The organism is Escherichia sp. TC-EC600-tetX4 (assembly GCF_019356055.1).
In the GTDB taxonomy this organism is placed as follows: Bacteria; Pseudomonadota; Gammaproteobacteria; order Enterobacterales; family Enterobacteriaceae.
Window position 1 is genome coordinate 3,036,856 of record NZ_CP079924.1, and the last position, 16,114, is coordinate 3,052,969.

Genomic DNA, 16,114 nt, shown 5'->3' on the forward strand with positions numbered 1-16,114 from the left:
TGGCAATTCATCATAAAAATCAGCATTATGCATGTCATTGATTTGTCTTATTTTGTAAAAATATATCGTTCAAAAAATAAGCACATCTCTGTCAATTTTTTGCGTCATTTGCATCGCGCAGGCGACCTACACTTATCAGGCACTACCCGTTGTATTTATGAGGATGTCATTATGAAAAAGTGCCTCACACTACTGATTGCCACCGTCCTGAGCGGAATCTCTCTCACGGCTTATGCCGCGCAACCGATGAGTAACCTGGACAGCGGTCAGCTACGGCCCGCCGGTACCGTTTCGGCAACTGGCGCATCAAACCTAAGCGATCTGGAGGATAAACTGGCAGAAAAAGCGCGCGAACAAGGCGCGAAAGGTTATGTCATTAATTCCGCAGGCGGAAATGACCAGATGTTCGGTACTGCAACCATCTACAAATAACCCCACCAACGTAACTGCATTCGCCTCTGGATGCAGTTTTCGTCTGTTTTGTAATCAAAAAACATCAAATATGAACTCAATGTAAATAAATGTATTTCTTTTTCGCGCAATGGGTGATAGAAAATCGCTCCAAGTGATAATGCTTATCAAAATTATTATCACTTTCACGAGCACTATCACGGGATTAACAGTGGCATCGCATCCGCAGAGAGGCTTTCTCGTGGCAGTGAAAATTTCAACATATAAGAAAAAGTCACCTGCAAAATGGAAAACAATCGCAATTTCCCTGCCAGACAATTTCATTCGCTCACGTTCTTTGCCGGTCTTTGTATTGGCATCACGCCTGTGGCTCAGGCACTCGCCGCCGAAGGGCAAACTAACGCGGATGACACGCTGGTTGTCGAAGCATCAACGCCTTCGCTTTATGCGCCACAACAATCTGCCGATCCGAAATTCTCGCGTCCGGTAGCGGATACTACCCGCACGATGACGGTAATTTCTGAACAAGTGATTAAAGATCAGGGCGCAACCAACCTTACCGACGCGCTCAAAAACGTCCCCGGCGTGGGTGCGTTTTTTGCGGGTGAGAACGGTAACTCCACCACTGGCGACGCCATTTATATGCGTGGTGCCGATACCTCTAACAGTATTTATATTGATGGCATTCGCGATATCGGCAGCGTCTCGCGCGACACCTTCAATACCGAGCAGGTCGAAGTGATTAAAGGGCCGTCCGGCACCGACTACGGGCGCAGCGCACCGACAGGCTCGATCAATATGATCAGCAAGCAGCCGCGCAATGATTCCGGCATTGACGCCTCCGCCAGTATTGGCAGCGCCTGGTTCCGCCGCGGCACGCTGGACGTCAATCAGGTCATTGGTGATACCACCGCGGTGCGCCTGAATGTAATGGGCGAAAAAACGCACGATGCCGGACGCGACAAAGTCAAAAATGAGCGTTACGGCGTCGCCCCTTCTGTCGCTTTTGGCCTTGGTACAGCGAATCGTTTGTATCTTAATTATCTGCATGTCACCCAGCACAACACGCCAGACGGCGGCATTCCGACCATCGGTTTGCCGGGCTATTCTGCCCCATCTGCGGGAACGGCGGCCCTGAATCATTCCGGAAAAGTTGATACTCATAACTTTTACGGCACGGATTCCGATTACGACGATTCGACCACCGACACCGCCACCATGCGTTTTGAGCACGACATCAACGATAACACCACCATTCGCAATACTACCCGTTGGTCGCGCGTAAAGCAGGATTACCTGATGACGGCGATTATGGGCGGGGCGTCGAATATTACTCAGCCCACCAGCGATGTGAATAGCTGGACCTGGTCACGCACGGCGAATACCAAAGATGTGAGTAATAAAATTCTCACCAACCAGACCAACCTGACCTCGACGTTCTATACCGGTTCTATCGGTCATGATGTCAGTACCGGCGTGGAATTTACCCGTGAAACGCAGACTAACTACGGCGTTAATCCGGTGACGTTACCCGCGGTAAATATTTATCATCCTGACAGCAGCATTCATCCCGGCGGCCTGACGCGCAACGGCGCAAACGCCAATGGTCAGACGGATACCTTCGCAATTTACGCCTTTGATACGCTGCAAATCACCCGTGATTTTGAGCTGAACGGCGGGATCCGTCTGGATAATTATCATACTGAATATGACAGTGCCACCGCCTGCGGCGGCAGCGGACGCGGTGCCATCACCTGCCCAACTGGTGTGGCAAAAGGTTCTCCGGTCACCACCGTCGACACCGCCAAGTCGGGCAATCTGATGAACTGGAAAGCCGGGGCGCTGTATCACCTGACGGAAAACGGCAATGTCTATATTAACTATGCCGTTTCCCAGCAGCCTCCGGGCGGCAACAACTTCGCCCTTGCGCAGTCTGGCAGCGGTAACAGTGCCAACCGCACCGATTTTAAACCGCAAAAAGCCAACACCAGCGAGATTGGCACCAAATGGCAGGTTCTGGATAAACGTCTGTTGCTCACCGCCGCGCTGTTCCGCACTGATATCGAAAATGAAGTTGAGCAAAATGATGACGGAACTTACTCGCAATACGGTAAGAAACGCGTCGAAGGCTATGAGATATCCGTGGCCGGGAATATCACTCCCGCGTGGCAGGTGATTGGCGGCTATACCCAGCAAAAAGCAACCATCAAAAACGGCAAAGATGTTGCCCAGGATGGTTCCTCATCGCTGCCGTATACCCCGGAGCACGCCTTCACCTTATGGAGCCAATATCAGGCAACCGACGATATCTCTGTTGGCGCGGGCGCACGCTATATCGGCAGTATGCATAAAGGTTCAGACGGCGCGGTGGGAACGCCAGCGTTTACCGAAGGTTACTGGGTCGCCGATGCCAAACTGGGGTATCGAGTTAATCGCAATCTCGACTTCCAGCTAAACGTTTACAACCTGTTTGATACCGATTACGTCGCCTCAATCAACAAGAGCGGCTACCGTTATCACCCGGGCGAGCCAAGAACCTTCTTGCTCACAGCCAATATGCATTTCTGATTCAGATGTGGGGCGCAGGCCCCACTTTTTGGAGAAATTGTATGATGTACCACATTCCCGGCGTGTTATCGCCACAGGACGTCGCTCGTTTTCGCGAACAACTGGAACAAGCCGAATGGGTGGATGGACGCGTCACCACCGGCGCACAAGGTGCGCAAGTTAAGAACAATCAACAGGTCGACACCCGCAGCACGTTATACGCCGCCCTGCAAAATGAGGTGCTGAACGCGGTTAACCAACATGCTTTATTCTTTGCCGCGGCCTTGCCGCGTACCCTTTCCACGCCGCTGTTTAATCGCTATCAGAACAATGAAACCTATGGTTTCCATGTGGATGGCGCAGTACGCAGCCATCCACAAAACGGCTGGATGCGTACTGACCTTTCTGCCACGCTGTTTTTAAGCGATCCACAAAGCTACGACGGCGGCGAACTGGTCGTTAATGACACCTTCGGACAACATCGGGTAAAACTCCCGGCAGGCGATCTCGTGTTGTATCCCTCCAGCAGCCTGCATTGCGTGACACCCGTAACCCGCGGCGTACGAGTGGCATCATTTATGTGGATCCAGTCGATGATCCGCGATGATAAAAAGCGCGCCATGCTGTTTGAACTGGACAACAATATTCAGTCGCTGAAAAGCCGCTACGGCGAAAGTGAAGAGATCCTGTCGCTGCTTAATCTTTATCATAATCTGCTGCGGGAATGGTCGGAGATCTGATGCTTGAACTGCCCGAGTTCGTCCCTGGATTAGCTACACTTAACTGTACAAGTATTGATATGGGGAGGTCGATATGGCATCCGGTTGGGCTAACGATGACGCCGTCAACGAACAGATCAACAGTACAATTGAAGATGCGATTGCCCGCGCTCGGGGTGAAATTCCGCGCGGCGAAAGCCTGGATGAATGTGAAGAGTGCGGTGCCCCCATCCCGCAGGCCCGTCGGGAAGCCATTCCTGGCGTGCGCTTATGTATTCATTGTCAGCAGGAGAAAGATTTACAAAAACCAGCTTATACAGGATATAATCGCAGAGGTTCGAAAGACAGCCAGTTACGTTAACTACAACTGGCGAGATGCATAGCGAGTATAATTTGTATTTTGCGTGTCATTCCGTGCCTTTAACGCTGCTGTGACTGCCACGCGGTATAAAACAAGTTCATAAGTACAACAAATAAATGGTTTATCAGTAGGTTAGATATCAATCAATTTATTTGAACAAGGCGGTCAATTCTCTTCGATTTTATCTCTCGTAAAAAAACGTGATACTCATCACATCGACGAAACAACGTCACTTATACAAAAATCACCTGCGAGAGATTAATTATGAAAACTATCAATACTGTTGTTGCTGCTATGGCTCTTTCAACTCTGTCATTTGGCGTGTTCGCGGCGGAACCGGTAACGGCATCCCAGGCACAGAACATGAATAAAATCGGCGTGGTTTCTGCCGATGGCGCATCCACCCTCGATGCCCTGGAAGCGAAACTGGCTGAGAAAGCCGCGGCAGCCGGTGCCAGTGGATACAGCATCACTTCCGCCACCAACAACAATAAATTAAGCGGTACTGCGGTAATTTATAAGTAATTCGTAGGACGGATAAGGCGTTTACGCCGCATCCGGCAACAGATGCCTGATGCGACGCTACCGCGTCTTATCAGGCCTACAAAATCCGAACCGTTGGACGGATCAGGCGTTTACGCTACGTCCAGCACAAGTATTTCCCTGTCTGTTTGCCGACAGACGCATATGCTCTAACCCTCATTGATCCTATGTTACCCTTGTTTGCCCGTCCGCCACTGGACGGGCTTTTTTTTAGCTGGCTAACTGCTGACAGAAAGCCTGCAACGTCTCTTCCGGCATACCAATCTGCCGCGCTGCATCACAAATGGCCTGCCAGCTTCCCGCATCCAGTGGAATCCCCTGCTTCTGCCGTTCGCGACGCGTGTTCACTTCCCACTCGCCCGGTAGCAAAATCGGCTTATCATCATCATGCGGCGAGGCTTTCACCCACTCGGCAAAGGCTTCGGTCTGCGCGTTACAATCCGGCGCGCCGAAGAGTTCCGGGTTGATGATGATAGTGGTCATGCAGTTAAGAATGGCATCGGGACTGGTTTGTAACGTTTCCTGATGCGTCGTTTTACCGCCGGAAAGCGCCCCGCCAAGAATTTCACACATCGCTGCAAGGGCGTAGCCTTTATGTTCGGCAAAGGTCAACAGCGAACCCAACGGCGACTCCTGCATTACCGCCGGATTGGTCGTCGGCACGCCGTTAACGTCAATCAGGCAACCTGGCGGCACGGGGACGCCTTTATGCCAGGCGACGCGGGTTTTGCCAAATGCAATGGCGCTGGTGGCGTAATCAAGCAACAGCGGGAAATTATCTTTACGAGGGAAAACCACACAGAACGGATTGGTGCCAAAGCGGCTGTCGCGACCGTGGAACGGCGCGACCATTGGAATACCGACCACGCTAACAAAGTGGATAGAGACAAACCCCGCCGCTGCACACTGCTCCGCCCAGTAACCGATACGGCCGATATGATGCGAGTTATGTAGCGCCACGGCGGCAATACCGTGCTGATGCGCTTTCTCAATCCCCAGCGCCATCGCTTCATGTGCCGCGACCTGACCAAATGCGCGATCGCCATCGAGCGTGACCGCCGCCCCCGCCTCTTTAACGGTTTTGGCATGATGGTTAATTTGCAGGTGCCCCTGACTCCAGGAGCGTACATAGCTTGGGATCATGCCAATACCATGTGAATCATGCCCTGCCAGGTTTGCCGCGATTAAATGATCGGCAACTAATTTCGCTTCTTGTTCCTCGCTACCCATCTGACGAAATACAGCCTGAATAAAACTGTGCAGCGTCTGAGCATCAAAGCGATGACCACTTTCCATGGTTAACTCCTGTTTATGTTATGTGTTTGTTGTATTTTTATGCTGCACGCCGGGCGTGGGAAGGTCAATAAAGATGCAGGAATTTCATATTGCGGTGGGGTAAAAGCCGGATGACATGGCTCATCCGGCTGAGAAAAGAATTAAAATGCCTGATTAACGCGCGCCAGGCCGTCGCTGATAGTTGCCGCTTCACCCGTAGCCACCAGGCAGCAAGCCATCTGGATTTTCAGCGATTCGGGAATCGGTTCGCTGCCAGCAAGGCAACGCTCAATCCACTGCGCCGTGGTTTCCGGATCTTTTGCTTGTGGCAGTAACTCGCTACCAGCAGTGTCCTGTTTTTCATACAGCACCCGCATCCCTTCACGGTCAATGAGATTGATCTGCGGGCAGCGCTGCGGATTAGCATACACTTCACCTTCAGTACCATGCATTAGTAGCGCCCGCCCGCCGATATCGCTAAAGAACTTCGCGACGCGTCCAATGTATTCCGGATGCGAAACGCTGGAAAGACGCAGCGCCTCACCTTCGGCAAATGGCGTCGCCAGTTTCGCCAGGGTATGTGCACTGTTACGCACGCCCATCCGCCAGCGCATCGCCAGTTGTTTTTCCAGCGGCGGGCAAAACGCGCCGACTGGCATAAACACCGGTTGATGTTCGTCGAGCTTCGCCTGCGCCTGCCCGCCGTGCAACGTTGGCGTAATACCCATCAATTCAAAAATGGTTTCAGTCAGCACGCGGGTTGGATCTTCGCTAACCCCGTGAACCACCACAGGAAAACCGAGTTTGTGCAGGAGAATCGCCAACAACGGCGTCAGGTTGGCCTGTTTACGCGCGCCGTTGTAACTGGGGATGACAATCGGCATCGGCTTGCCTGCTGGCGGCGTCAGCTTGATGGTGTGATTTTGCATGGCTTCGTAAAAGCCGAGCATCTCTGCTTCCCCTTCTCCTTTGATACGCAGCGCAATCAATACGCCGCCCAACTCAAGGTCAGGGACTTCACCATTGAGCATATGAGCATACAGACCGCGCGCAGTATCCCGGTCTAAATCGCGCGCGTGGTTTTTCCCGCGCCCGATCTCTTTAATGATTTTGCGATAGTCCATTTACGACTCCTTACCTGACTCACATCATTAACGCCGCCGACGGCGTGGGGATTTCGTTTTTTCTTTCTTTTTAACTATACCTTCAGGGACTTCCGGTTGCTCTATCGGAAATACCGGTAATGCATCCAGTAGTCGCTTGCCATAATTTTTGGTCAGCAAGCGTTTGTCGTAGATAACCACTTCGCCCCAGCAACCGTGGCTTCGAATCAGTCGCCCAACCTGCTGAATCAGGTTAAACGAGGCGCTCGGCAGGCTTTGCACCTCAAACGGATAGCGGTTGAGGCTTTTCAGCCATTCCCCTTCGGTGATCACCACCGGGCTGTCGATGGGCGGAAAAGCGATTTTGTGGATATGCACCTGGCTGAGCAGATCACCTTTCAAATCAAGCCCTTCGGCAAATGACTGTAAGCCCACCAGCACGCTGCGCTCACCGTTGGCGACGCGTTTGCGGTGCAGTTCAACTAAACGGTAACGCGGCTGATCGCCCTGAACCAGCAACATCAGACGTAAATCCGTCACATAGTCGAGAAAGCGCTGCATCGCCCGTCCGCTGGCAAACAGTACCAACATACCGAGATGTTTTTTGCTCTCCACCTGCTTACGGAAAAAGGCCGCCATTTCGGCAATATGCTGCTCTTCGTTGTCGATGGAAGGCTCAACGCGCATCCGGGGAATAACAATTTTGCCCTGTTCGCAGTGGTTAAAGGGGGAATCCAGCGCCACAAAACGGTCGCCCGCTTTCTCTTTCAGACCACTCATCTCCTGCAAACGCGAAAAACTGTTCAGCGAACGCAAGGTTGCGGAGGTGACAATAATGTGCGGAATACTGCGCCACAGCAGCCTTTCCAGCTGATCGCTGACACGTATTCCCACGCAGTGAAACCAGAGGTGTAGCTGCCCTTCGCGCTCTTCCCGCGTCGCCCATTTGGTCACCGGTGCACCGGAAGATTGCGCCAGCGAAGCCAGCCGCCAGAGTTTGCTTTGCGCCTCGAACATCCCCAACGCGCGGTTCATCTGCAAAATCAACCGATGCAGACGTACAATGTCATGGCTGCCGGTTTTCTCACTTAAATCGTTAAGAAATAACTCCGCCAGGCCACGCAGCATCTCGGTGAGTTTTGCCAGCCGCTGGCAGATCTCCAGCACTTCATCTGGCAGTTCGCCCATCGCAAAACGGTGCTCTGCCTCCTGCCCGGCAGGCATGTAGAGATTGAGAATGTTGTTTAACGAGGCGATAAGCTCATACAACTCTTCACAATGCGCATTCAAACGTTCAGGGATCGCCAGCGGTGGGATGGTCTTCGGGCGAAACTGCTCCATGCAGGTAGCGACCAGTTTCGTGAACAAGTCCAGCTGTAGCCGATACCACGGCGCGGTGATTTCGGCGCTCATCTCAAGCGCATCCCGCGCCACATCCGGCAGGTGATGGCCTTCGTCCAGCACCAGCAGTAAATTTTTCGGGTCAGGCAATACCGCTTCGCTTTCCATCGCCGCCATCACCAGCGCATGGTTTGCCACCACCACTTCCGCTTCCTGAATCTCCCGACGAGCGACAAAAAACGGGCATTCACGATAGTAGTAACAATTGCGGTTGAGGCAGCTGGCTTTGTCGGTACTTAAACGACGCCAGAGATCGTCATCTATAGCGATATCAGTATGATCGCGCAGACCATCCCATTTATAAGTATCGAGATCGCCCTTCAGCTTCGCACAACGTTTTTGCTCTTCCTGATTGTTCGGCGTCAGTTCGTCGTCAAGAAACGCCAGCAGATCCTGTTGCGTGGGTTCAGTACTGGCGAGCGCCGTCAGATTACGCGGACAAACGTAGCGCCCACGCCCAAAAGCGGCAGTGAATTTAAGATCGGGAATGATCTTTTTCAGCAGCGGTAAATCTTTGCTGTAAATCTGATCCTGCAATGCCACGTTGGCGGTACTCACCACCAGCGTTTTTTGCTCTTCGCGGGCAATGGCGATGCCGGGAATCAAATAAGAGAGCGTTTTCCCAACGCCGGTGGGGGCTTCAATCGCCAGATGTCGCCCTTCTTCTCCGGCCAGCGTTTTGGCGACGTCCGCAATCATCTGCCGCTGCGGCGCACGGGGAATAAAGTCGGGGATCTGTTCCTGAAGCGCCTTATACCAGGCGGCAATTTGCGCTTTAAGCGCGGCGGTTAATGCCATGAGAAAACCTGAAATACTGTATAAACAGCCAATATTGTGGCATTTTTCGGTTTTCAGGGGTAATGGTTTTTCTGTTTCTGGAAAGCGGCTCGCAATAACCACCAACATAATGCGGTTTAATGCCCGTTCGAGCACAAAGGATCCAACACGTCATGCAAGACACCATCATAAATTTCTACAGCACCAGCGATGACTACGGTGATTTTTCTAACTTTGCCGCCTGGCCCATCAAGGTTGACGGGAAAACCTGGCCTACCTCAGAACACTATTTTCAGGCACAAAAATTCCTTGATGAAAAATACCGCGAAGAGATCCGTCGGGTTTCTTCCCCTATGGTCGCCGCACGCATGGGGCGCGATCGTTCTAAGCCTCTGCGTAAAAACTGGGAGTCGGTCAAAGAACAGGTGATGCGAAAAGCACTTCGCGCTAAATTCGAACAGCATGCAGAACTGCGTGCGCTCTTGCTGGCAACCGCGCCCGCAAAACTGGTTGAGCATACGGAAAACGATGCTTACTGGGGAGACGGTGGTCATGGTAAGGGCAAGAATCGACTGGGCTACCTTTTAATGGAGTTGCGCGAACAATTGGCTATAGAGAAGTAACGTCTCGGTGGCTTATGGGCGGTAAAACAGATAAATTTTTTCCCGTGTTCTCAAATTGCTGACAAGTGCTTGTTGTGAAATGCCGGATGCGGCGTAAACGCCTTATCCGGCCTACAAAAGCATGCAAATTCAATATATTGCAGAGTTCACGTAGGCCTGATAAGCGTAGCGCATCAGGCAGTTTTGCGTTTGTTCATCAGCCTGATGCCGGGCATAGCCCGGCATAAAAGATTACTGCGCAGCGGCAGGTTTACGCGGACGGCGGCGACGTTGTTGTTCGCCTGCCGGTTTGGCATCGCCGAGGCGGCGAGACGGTTTTTCTGCAGGTTTCGCGCTTGCAGATTTTGCGCCACCTTCCCCACGGCGTGGTTGCTGTTGACCGCGACCACCACCTTGCCCACGACCGCCGCCGCCACGTTGCTGGCGACCGTTCTGGATCGGTTCGGCTTTGATTGACGGGTCCGGCTCATAGCCCGGAATCGCAATGCGCGGGATCTCTTTTTTCAGCAGTTTTTCGATATCACGCAGCAGTTTGTGTTCATCAACACACACCAGCGACAACGCTTCACCGGTAGCAGCCGCACGACCGGTACGCCCGATACGGTGGACATAATCTTCAGGTACGTTTGGCAGTTCATAGTTGACGACGTGCGGCAGCTCTTCAATATCCAGGCCGCGCGCAGCGATGTCAGTTGCCACCAGTACACGAATATCGCCCGATTTAAAATCAGCCAGCGCACGAGTACGCGCACCTTGCGATTTATTGCCGTGGATCGCCGCACTACGGATGCCATCTTTATTGAGCTGTTCAGCCAGATGGTTAGCGCCGTGTTTGGTACGGGTAAACACCAGCACCTGCTGCCAGTTCCCTTTCCCAATCATGTGCGACAGCAATTCGCGTTTGCGTTTCTTATCGACAAAGTGAACGTGCTGGGTCACCTGATCAGACGCGGTATTGCGGCGTGCCACTTCGATTTCCAGCGGGTTGTGCAACAGTTTTTCCGCCAGGGCTTTAATATCGTCAGAGAAGGTCGCGGAGAATAACAGGTTCTGGCGCTTCGCAGGTAGTTTTGTTAACACGCGACGGATATCGTGGATAAAGCCCATGTCGAGCATGCGGTCAGCTTCATCGAGGACGAGGATTTCAACCTGATCCAGCTTCACTGCATTCTGATGTTCCAGGTCCAGCAAACGTCCCGGGGTTGCCACCAGCACATCAACGCCGCCACGCAGTTTCATCATCTGCGGGTTAATACTCACACCACCAAACACCACCAGCGAACGAATGTTCAGGTATTTGCTGTAATCACGGACGTTTTCGCCAATCTGCGCCGCCAGTTCACGGGTCGGGGTAAGAATGAGCGCACGTACCGGACGACGCCCTTTGGCGTGCGGCTGGCGAGTGATCAGGTGTTGCAACAGCGGCAGCGTAAAGCCCGCTGTTTTGCCGGTGCCGGTCTGGGCGCTAGCCATCAGGTCGCGGCCTTCCAGCACCGCAGGGATCGCCTGCTGCTGAATAGGGGTGGGTTCACGGTAACCCTGCTCGGCAACGGCGCGCAGGATATCAGGGCTTAAACCCAAAGAATCGAAAGACATAACTACTCCGAACCGCCCCGACCGTTACCGGTGTAGTTTTCAGGGAGATACTGAAAAGGAAAATGACAAAAACCACAATGTCATGAGGGAGCGGAGTGTAGCAGTTTTTGTGACGCAGCGCATAAATTATCCCTGTGACTGGCGTTGCTAAAATTCTTAGCCATACTGGACAACTCCCCTATGGAGTCATAATCTTAATCAATCATTTGATTAAGAATGGACTGTGCGATGAATAATCCTGCCATGACAATCAAGGGTGAACAGGCGAAAAAACAGCTGATTGCTGCCGCACTGGCGCAGTTTGGTGAATATGGAATGAACGCCACCACTCGCGAGATAGCCGCCCAGGCCGGGCAGAATATCGCTGCCATCACCTACTACTTCGGTTCGAAAGAAGATTTGTACCTCGCCTGCGCCCAGTGGATTGCCGATTTTATTGGCGAGCAGTTCCGTCCGCATGCCGAGGAAGCCGAACGCTTGTTCGCGCAACCACAGCCTGATCGGGCTGCCATCCGTGAACTGATCCTTCGCGCCTGCAGGAACATGATTAAGCTGCTCACCCAGGATGACACCGTCAACCTCAGCAAGTTTATCTCCCGTGAGCAGCTCTCTCCCACGGCAGCCTACCACCTGGTGCACGAACAGGTGATTAGTCCGCTACACAGCCACCTGACACGCCTGATTGCCGCCTGGACCGGCTGCGACGCCAATGACACCCGCATGATCCTTCATACCCATGCGTTGATTGGTGAGATTCTGGCGTTCCGTCTTGGCAAAGAAACAATTCTGTTACGTACCGGCTGGACCGCGTTCGATGAAGAAAAGACCGAACTGATCAACCAGACGGTGACCTGTCATATCGACCTGATTTTGCAAGGATTATCGCAAAGGAGTTTGTAGTGATGAAAAAACCTGTCGTGATCGGATTGGCGGTAGTGGTACTTGCCGCCGTGGTTGCCGGAGGCTACTGGTGGTATCAAAGCCGCCAGGATAACGGCCTGACGCTGTATGGCAACGTGGATATTCGTACGGTAAATCTTAGTTTCCGTGTTGGGGGGCGCGTTGAATCGCTGGCGGTGGACGAAGGTGATGCTATCAAAGCGGGCCAGGTGCTGGGCGAACTGGATCACAAGCCGTATGAGATTGCCCTGATGCAGGCGAAAGCGGGTGTTTCGGTGGCACAGGCGCAGTATGACCTGATGCTTGCCGGGTATCGCAATGAAGAAATCGCTCAGGCCGCCGCAGCGGTGAAACAGGCGCAAGCCGCCTATGACTATGCGCAGAACTTCTATAACCGCCAGCAAGGGTTGTGGAAAAGCCGCACTATTTCGGCAAATGACCTGGAAAATGCCCGCTCCTCGCGCGACCAGGCGCAGGCAACGCTGAAATCAGCACAGGATAAATTGCGTCAGTACCGTTCCGGTAACCGTGAACAGGACATCGCTCAGGCGAAAGCCAGCCTCGAACAGGCGCAGGCGCAACTGGCGCAGGCGGAGTTGAATTTACAGGACTCAACGTTGATAGCCCCGTCTGATGGCACGCTGTTAACGCGCGCGGTGGAGCCAGGCACGGTCCTCAATGAAGGTGGCACGGTGTTTACCGTTTCACTAACGCGTCCGGTGTGGGTGCGCGCTTATGTTGATGAACGTAATCTTGACCAGGCCCAGCCGGGGCGCAAAGTGCTGCTTTATACCGATGGTCGCCCGGACAAGCCGTATCACGGGCAGATTGGTTTCGTTTCGCCGACTGCTGAATTTACCCCGAAAACCGTCGAAACGCCGGATCTGCGTACCGACCTCGTCTATCGCCTGCGTATTGTGGTGACCGACGCCGATGATGCGTTACGCCAGGGAATGCCAGTGACGGTACAATTCGGTGACGAGGCAGGACATGAATGATGCCGTTATCACGCTGAACGGCCTGGAAAAACGCTTTCCGGGCATGGACAAGCCCGCCGTCGCGCCGCTCGATTGTACCATTCACGCCGGTTATGTGACGGGGTTGGTGGGGCCGGACGGTGCAGGTAAAACCACGCTGATGCGGATGTTGGCGGGATTACTGAAACCCGACAGCGGCAGTGCCACGGTGATTGGCTTTGATCCGATCAAAAACGACGGCGCGCTGCACGCCGTGCTCGGTTATATGCCGCAGAAATTTGGTCTGTATGAAGATCTCACGGTGATGGAGAACCTCAATCTGTACGCGGATTTGCGCAGCGTCACCGGCGAGGCACGTAAGCAAACTTTTGCTCGCCTGCTGGAGTTTACGTCTCTTGGGCCGTTTACCGGACGCCTGGCGGGCAAGCTCTCCGGTGGGATGAAACAAAAACTCGGTCTGGCCTGTACCCTGGTGGGCGAACCGAAAGTGTTGCTGCTCGATGAACCCGGCGTCGGCGTTGACCCTATCTCACGGCGCGAACTGTGGCAGATGGTGCATGAGCTGGCGGGCGAAGGGATGTTAATCCTCTGGAGTACCTCGTATCTCGACGAAGCCGAGCAGTGCCGTGACGTGTTACTGATGAACGAAGGCGAGTTGCTGTATCAGGGAGAACCAAAAGCCCTGACACAAACCATGGCCGGACGCAGCTTTCTGATGACCAGTCCACACGAGGGCAACCGCAAACTGTTGCAACGCGCCTTGAAACTGCCGCAGGTCAGCGACGGCATGATTCAGGGGAAATCGGTACGTCTGATCCTCAAAAAAGAGGCCACACCAGACGATATTCGCCATGCCGACGGGATGCCGGAAATCAACATCAACGAAACTACGCCGCGTTTTGAAGATGCGTTTATTGATTTGCTGGGCGGTGCCGGAACCTCGGAATCGCCGCTGGGCGCAATATTACATACGGTAGAAGGCACACCCGGCGAGACGGTGATCGAAGCGAAAGAACTGACCAAGAAATTTGGGGATTTTGCCGCCACCGATCACGTCAACTTTGCCGTTAAACGTGGGGAGATTTTTGGTTTGCTGGGGCCAAACGGCGCGGGTAAATCGACCACCTTTAAGATGATGTGCGGTTTGCTGGTGCCGACTTCCGGCCAGGCGCTGGTGCTGGGGATGGATCTGAAAGAGAGTTCCGGTAAAGCGCGCCAGCATCTCGGCTATATGGCGCAAAAATTTTCGCTCTACGGTAACCTGACGGTCGAACAGAATTTACGCTTTTTCTCTGGTGTGTATGGCTTACGCGGTCGGGCGCAGAACGAAAAAATCTCCCGCATGAGCGAGGCGTTCGGCCTGAAAAGTATCGCCTCCCACGCCACCGATGAACTGCCATTAGGTTTTAAACAGCGGCTGGCGCTGGCCTGTTCGCTGATGCATGAACCGGACATTCTGTTTCTCGACGAACCGACTTCCGGCGTTGACCCCCTCACCCGCCGTGAATTTTGGCTGCACATCAACAGCATGGTAGAGAAAGGCGTCACGGTGATGGTCACCACCCACTTTATGGATGAAGCGGAATATTGCGACCGCATCGGCCTGGTGTACCGCGGGAAATTAATCGCCAGCGGCACGCCGGACGATTTGAAAGCACAGTCGGCTAACGATGAGCAACCCGATCCCACCATGGAGCAAGCCTTTATTCAGTTGATCCACGACTGGGATAAGGAGCATAGCAATGAGTAACCCGATCCTGTCCTGGCGTCGCGTACGGGCGCTGTGCGTTAAAGAGACGCGGCAGATCGTTCGCGATCCGAGTAGCTGGCTGATTGCGGTAGTGATCCCGCTGCTACTGCTGTTTATTTTTGGTTACGGCATTAACCTCGACTCCAGCAAGCTGCGGGTCGGGATTTTACTGGAACAGCGTAGCGAAGCGGCGCTGGATTTCACCCACACCATGACCGGTTCGCCCTACATCGACGCCACCATCAGCGATAACCGTCAGGAACTGATCGCCAAAATGCAGGCGGGGAAAATTCGCGGTCTGGTGGTTATTCCGGTGGATTTTGCGGAACAGATGGAGCGCGCCAACGCCACCGCACCGATTCAGGTGATCACCGACGGCAGTGAGCCGAATACCGCTAACTTTGTACAGGGGTATGTCGAAGGGATCTGGCAGATCTGGCAAATGCAGCGAGCGGAGGACAACGGGCAGACTTTTGAACCGCTTATTGATGTACAAACCCGCTACTGGTTTAACCCGGCGGCGATTAGCCAGCACTTCATTATCCCCGGTGCGGTGACCATTATCATGACGGTCATCGGCGCGATTCTCACCTCGCTGGTGGTGGCGCGAGAATGGGAACGCGGCACCATGGAGGCTCTGCTCTCTACGGAGATTACCCGCACGGAACTGCTGCTGTGTAAGCTGATCCCTTATTACTTTCTCGGGATGCTGGCGATGTTGCTGTGTATGCTGGTGTCAGTGTTTATTCTCGGCGTGCCGTATCGCGGGTCGCTGCTGATTCTGTTTTTTATCTCCAGCCTGTTTTTACTCAGTACCCTGGGGATGGGGCTGCTGATTTCCACGATTACCCGCAACCAGTTCAATGCCGCTCAGGTCGCCCTGAACGCCGCTTTTCTGCCGTCGATTATGCTTTCCGGCTTTATTTTTCAGATCGACAGTATGCCCGCGGTGATCCGCGCGGTGACGTACATTATTCCCGCTCGTTATTTCGTCAGCACCCTGCAAAGCCTGTTCCTCGCCGGGAATATTCCAGTGGTGCTGGTGGTAAACGTGCTGTTTTTGATCGCTTCGGCGGTGATGTTTATCGGCCTGACGTGGCTGAAAACCAAACGTCGGCTGGATTAGGGAGA

Annotated in this window: 15 protein-coding genes; 10 read left to right on the top strand and 5 right to left on the bottom strand. The window is 53.4% G+C overall.

From position 1 onward, the window contains the following. Positions 1–171 precede the first annotated feature (171 nt). From mcbA to ybiJ, 5 genes are all read left to right on the top strand, one after another. Positions 172–432 carry a DUF1471 family periplasmic protein McbA gene (gene mcbA / locus KXD89_RS14765; protein ID WP_000710619.1) on the top strand — a complete coding sequence of 87 codons (261 nt, stop codon included), beginning with the start codon at positions 172–174 and terminating at the stop codon, positions 430–432. A 264-nt stretch (positions 433–696) separates the two neighbouring features. Continuing rightward, a complete protein-coding gene (locus tag KXD89_RS14770; RefSeq protein WP_000430057.1) occupies positions 697–2,979 on the top strand; it encodes a catecholate siderophore receptor Fiu in 2,283 nt (760 codons plus the stop codon). Positions 2,980–3,020: 41 nt separating this feature from the next. Continuing rightward, positions 3,021–3,698 carry a PKHD-type hydroxylase YbiX gene (gene ybiX, locus KXD89_RS14775; RefSeq protein WP_000990177.1) on the top strand — a complete coding sequence of 226 codons (678 nt, stop codon included), beginning with the start codon at positions 3,021–3,023 and terminating at the stop codon, positions 3,696–3,698. Positions 3,699–3,771: 73 nt separating this feature from the next. Continuing rightward, the gene (gene ybiI / locus KXD89_RS14780; protein WP_000146343.1) at positions 3,772–4,038 is read left to right on the top strand and encodes a C4-type zinc finger protein YbiI; all 267 of its coding nucleotides are present in this window, start codon (positions 3,772–3,774) and stop codon (positions 4,036–4,038) included. Positions 4,039–4,302: 264 nt separating this feature from the next. Then, entirely contained in the window at positions 4,303–4,563 is a 261-nt protein-coding gene (ybiJ, locus tag KXD89_RS14785) for a DUF1471 family protein YbiJ (RefSeq protein ID WP_000849301.1), read from the top strand. Positions 4,564–4,665: 102 nt separating this feature from the next. Here ybiJ and ybiE read toward each other — a convergent pair whose 3' ends face one another. The 4 genes from ybiE to dinG all read right to left on the bottom strand — a co-directional run bounded on the left by ybiE (position 4,666) and on the right by dinG (position 9,158). Further along, positions 4,666–4,725 carry a protein YbiE gene (gene ybiE / locus KXD89_RS14790; protein WP_211180490.1) on the bottom strand — a complete coding sequence of 20 codons (60 nt, stop codon included), beginning with the start codon at positions 4,723–4,725 and terminating at the stop codon, positions 4,666–4,668. A 66-nt stretch (positions 4,726–4,791) separates the two neighbouring features. Further along, complete coding sequence (hcxB, locus tag KXD89_RS14795; protein WP_000443530.1) at positions 4,792–5,877, bottom strand: hydroxycarboxylate dehydrogenase HcXB; 1,086 nt, start codon at positions 5,875–5,877, stop codon at positions 4,792–4,794. A 140-nt stretch (positions 5,878–6,017) separates the two neighbouring features. Further along, on the bottom strand, positions 6,018–6,980 hold the full coding sequence (ybiB, locus tag KXD89_RS14800) for a DNA-binding protein YbiB (protein ID WP_000386551.1): 963 nt from the start codon (positions 6,978–6,980) through the stop codon (positions 6,018–6,020). A gap of 27 nt (positions 6,981–7,007) precedes the next feature. Next, positions 7,008–9,158, bottom strand: a complete 2,151-nt coding sequence (dinG, locus tag KXD89_RS14805; RefSeq protein ID WP_001340191.1) for an ATP-dependent DNA helicase DinG — start codon at positions 9,156–9,158, stop codon at positions 7,008–7,010. 119 nt (positions 9,159–9,277) lie between these two features. Here dinG and ybiA point away from each other — a divergent pair, with 119 nt between their 5' ends. After that, positions 9,278–9,760 (top strand): N-glycosidase YbiA, encoded by a 483-nt coding sequence (gene ybiA, locus KXD89_RS14810; protein WP_001145126.1) that lies wholly within the window; start codon positions 9,278–9,280, stop codon positions 9,758–9,760. A gap of 231 nt (positions 9,761–9,991) precedes the next feature. Here ybiA and rhlE read toward each other — a convergent pair whose 3' ends face one another. Next, positions 9,992–11,356, bottom strand: a complete 1,365-nt coding sequence (gene rhlE, locus KXD89_RS14815; RefSeq protein WP_000007101.1) for an ATP-dependent RNA helicase RhlE — start codon at positions 11,354–11,356, stop codon at positions 9,992–9,994. 228 nt (positions 11,357–11,584) lie between these two features. Between rhlE and cecR the strand changes: the two genes are divergently transcribed. The 4 genes from cecR to KXD89_RS14835 are packed head-to-tail and all read left to right on the top strand — an operon-like array spanning position 11,585 to position 16,109. Further along, a complete protein-coding gene (gene cecR / locus KXD89_RS14820; RefSeq protein ID WP_001296991.1) occupies positions 11,585–12,256 on the top strand; it encodes a DNA-binding transcriptional regulator CecR in 672 nt (223 codons plus the stop codon). 2 nt (positions 12,257–12,258) lie between these two features. Then, complete coding sequence (gene hlyD / locus KXD89_RS14825; RefSeq protein ID WP_001393495.1) at positions 12,259–13,254, top strand: secretion protein HlyD; 996 nt, start codon at positions 12,259–12,261, stop codon at positions 13,252–13,254. Further along, positions 13,247–14,983 (top strand): ATP-binding cassette domain-containing protein, encoded by a 1,737-nt coding sequence (locus tag KXD89_RS14830; RefSeq protein ID WP_000996107.1) that lies wholly within the window; start codon positions 13,247–13,249, stop codon positions 14,981–14,983. Before hlyD ends, KXD89_RS14830 begins: the two co-directional genes overlap by 8 nt. Then, entirely contained in the window at positions 14,976–16,109 is a 1,134-nt protein-coding gene (locus KXD89_RS14835; protein WP_000070131.1) for an ABC transporter permease, read from the top strand. Before KXD89_RS14830 ends, KXD89_RS14835 begins: the two co-directional genes overlap by 8 nt. The last annotated feature ends 5 nt before the right edge of the window (positions 16,110–16,114 follow it).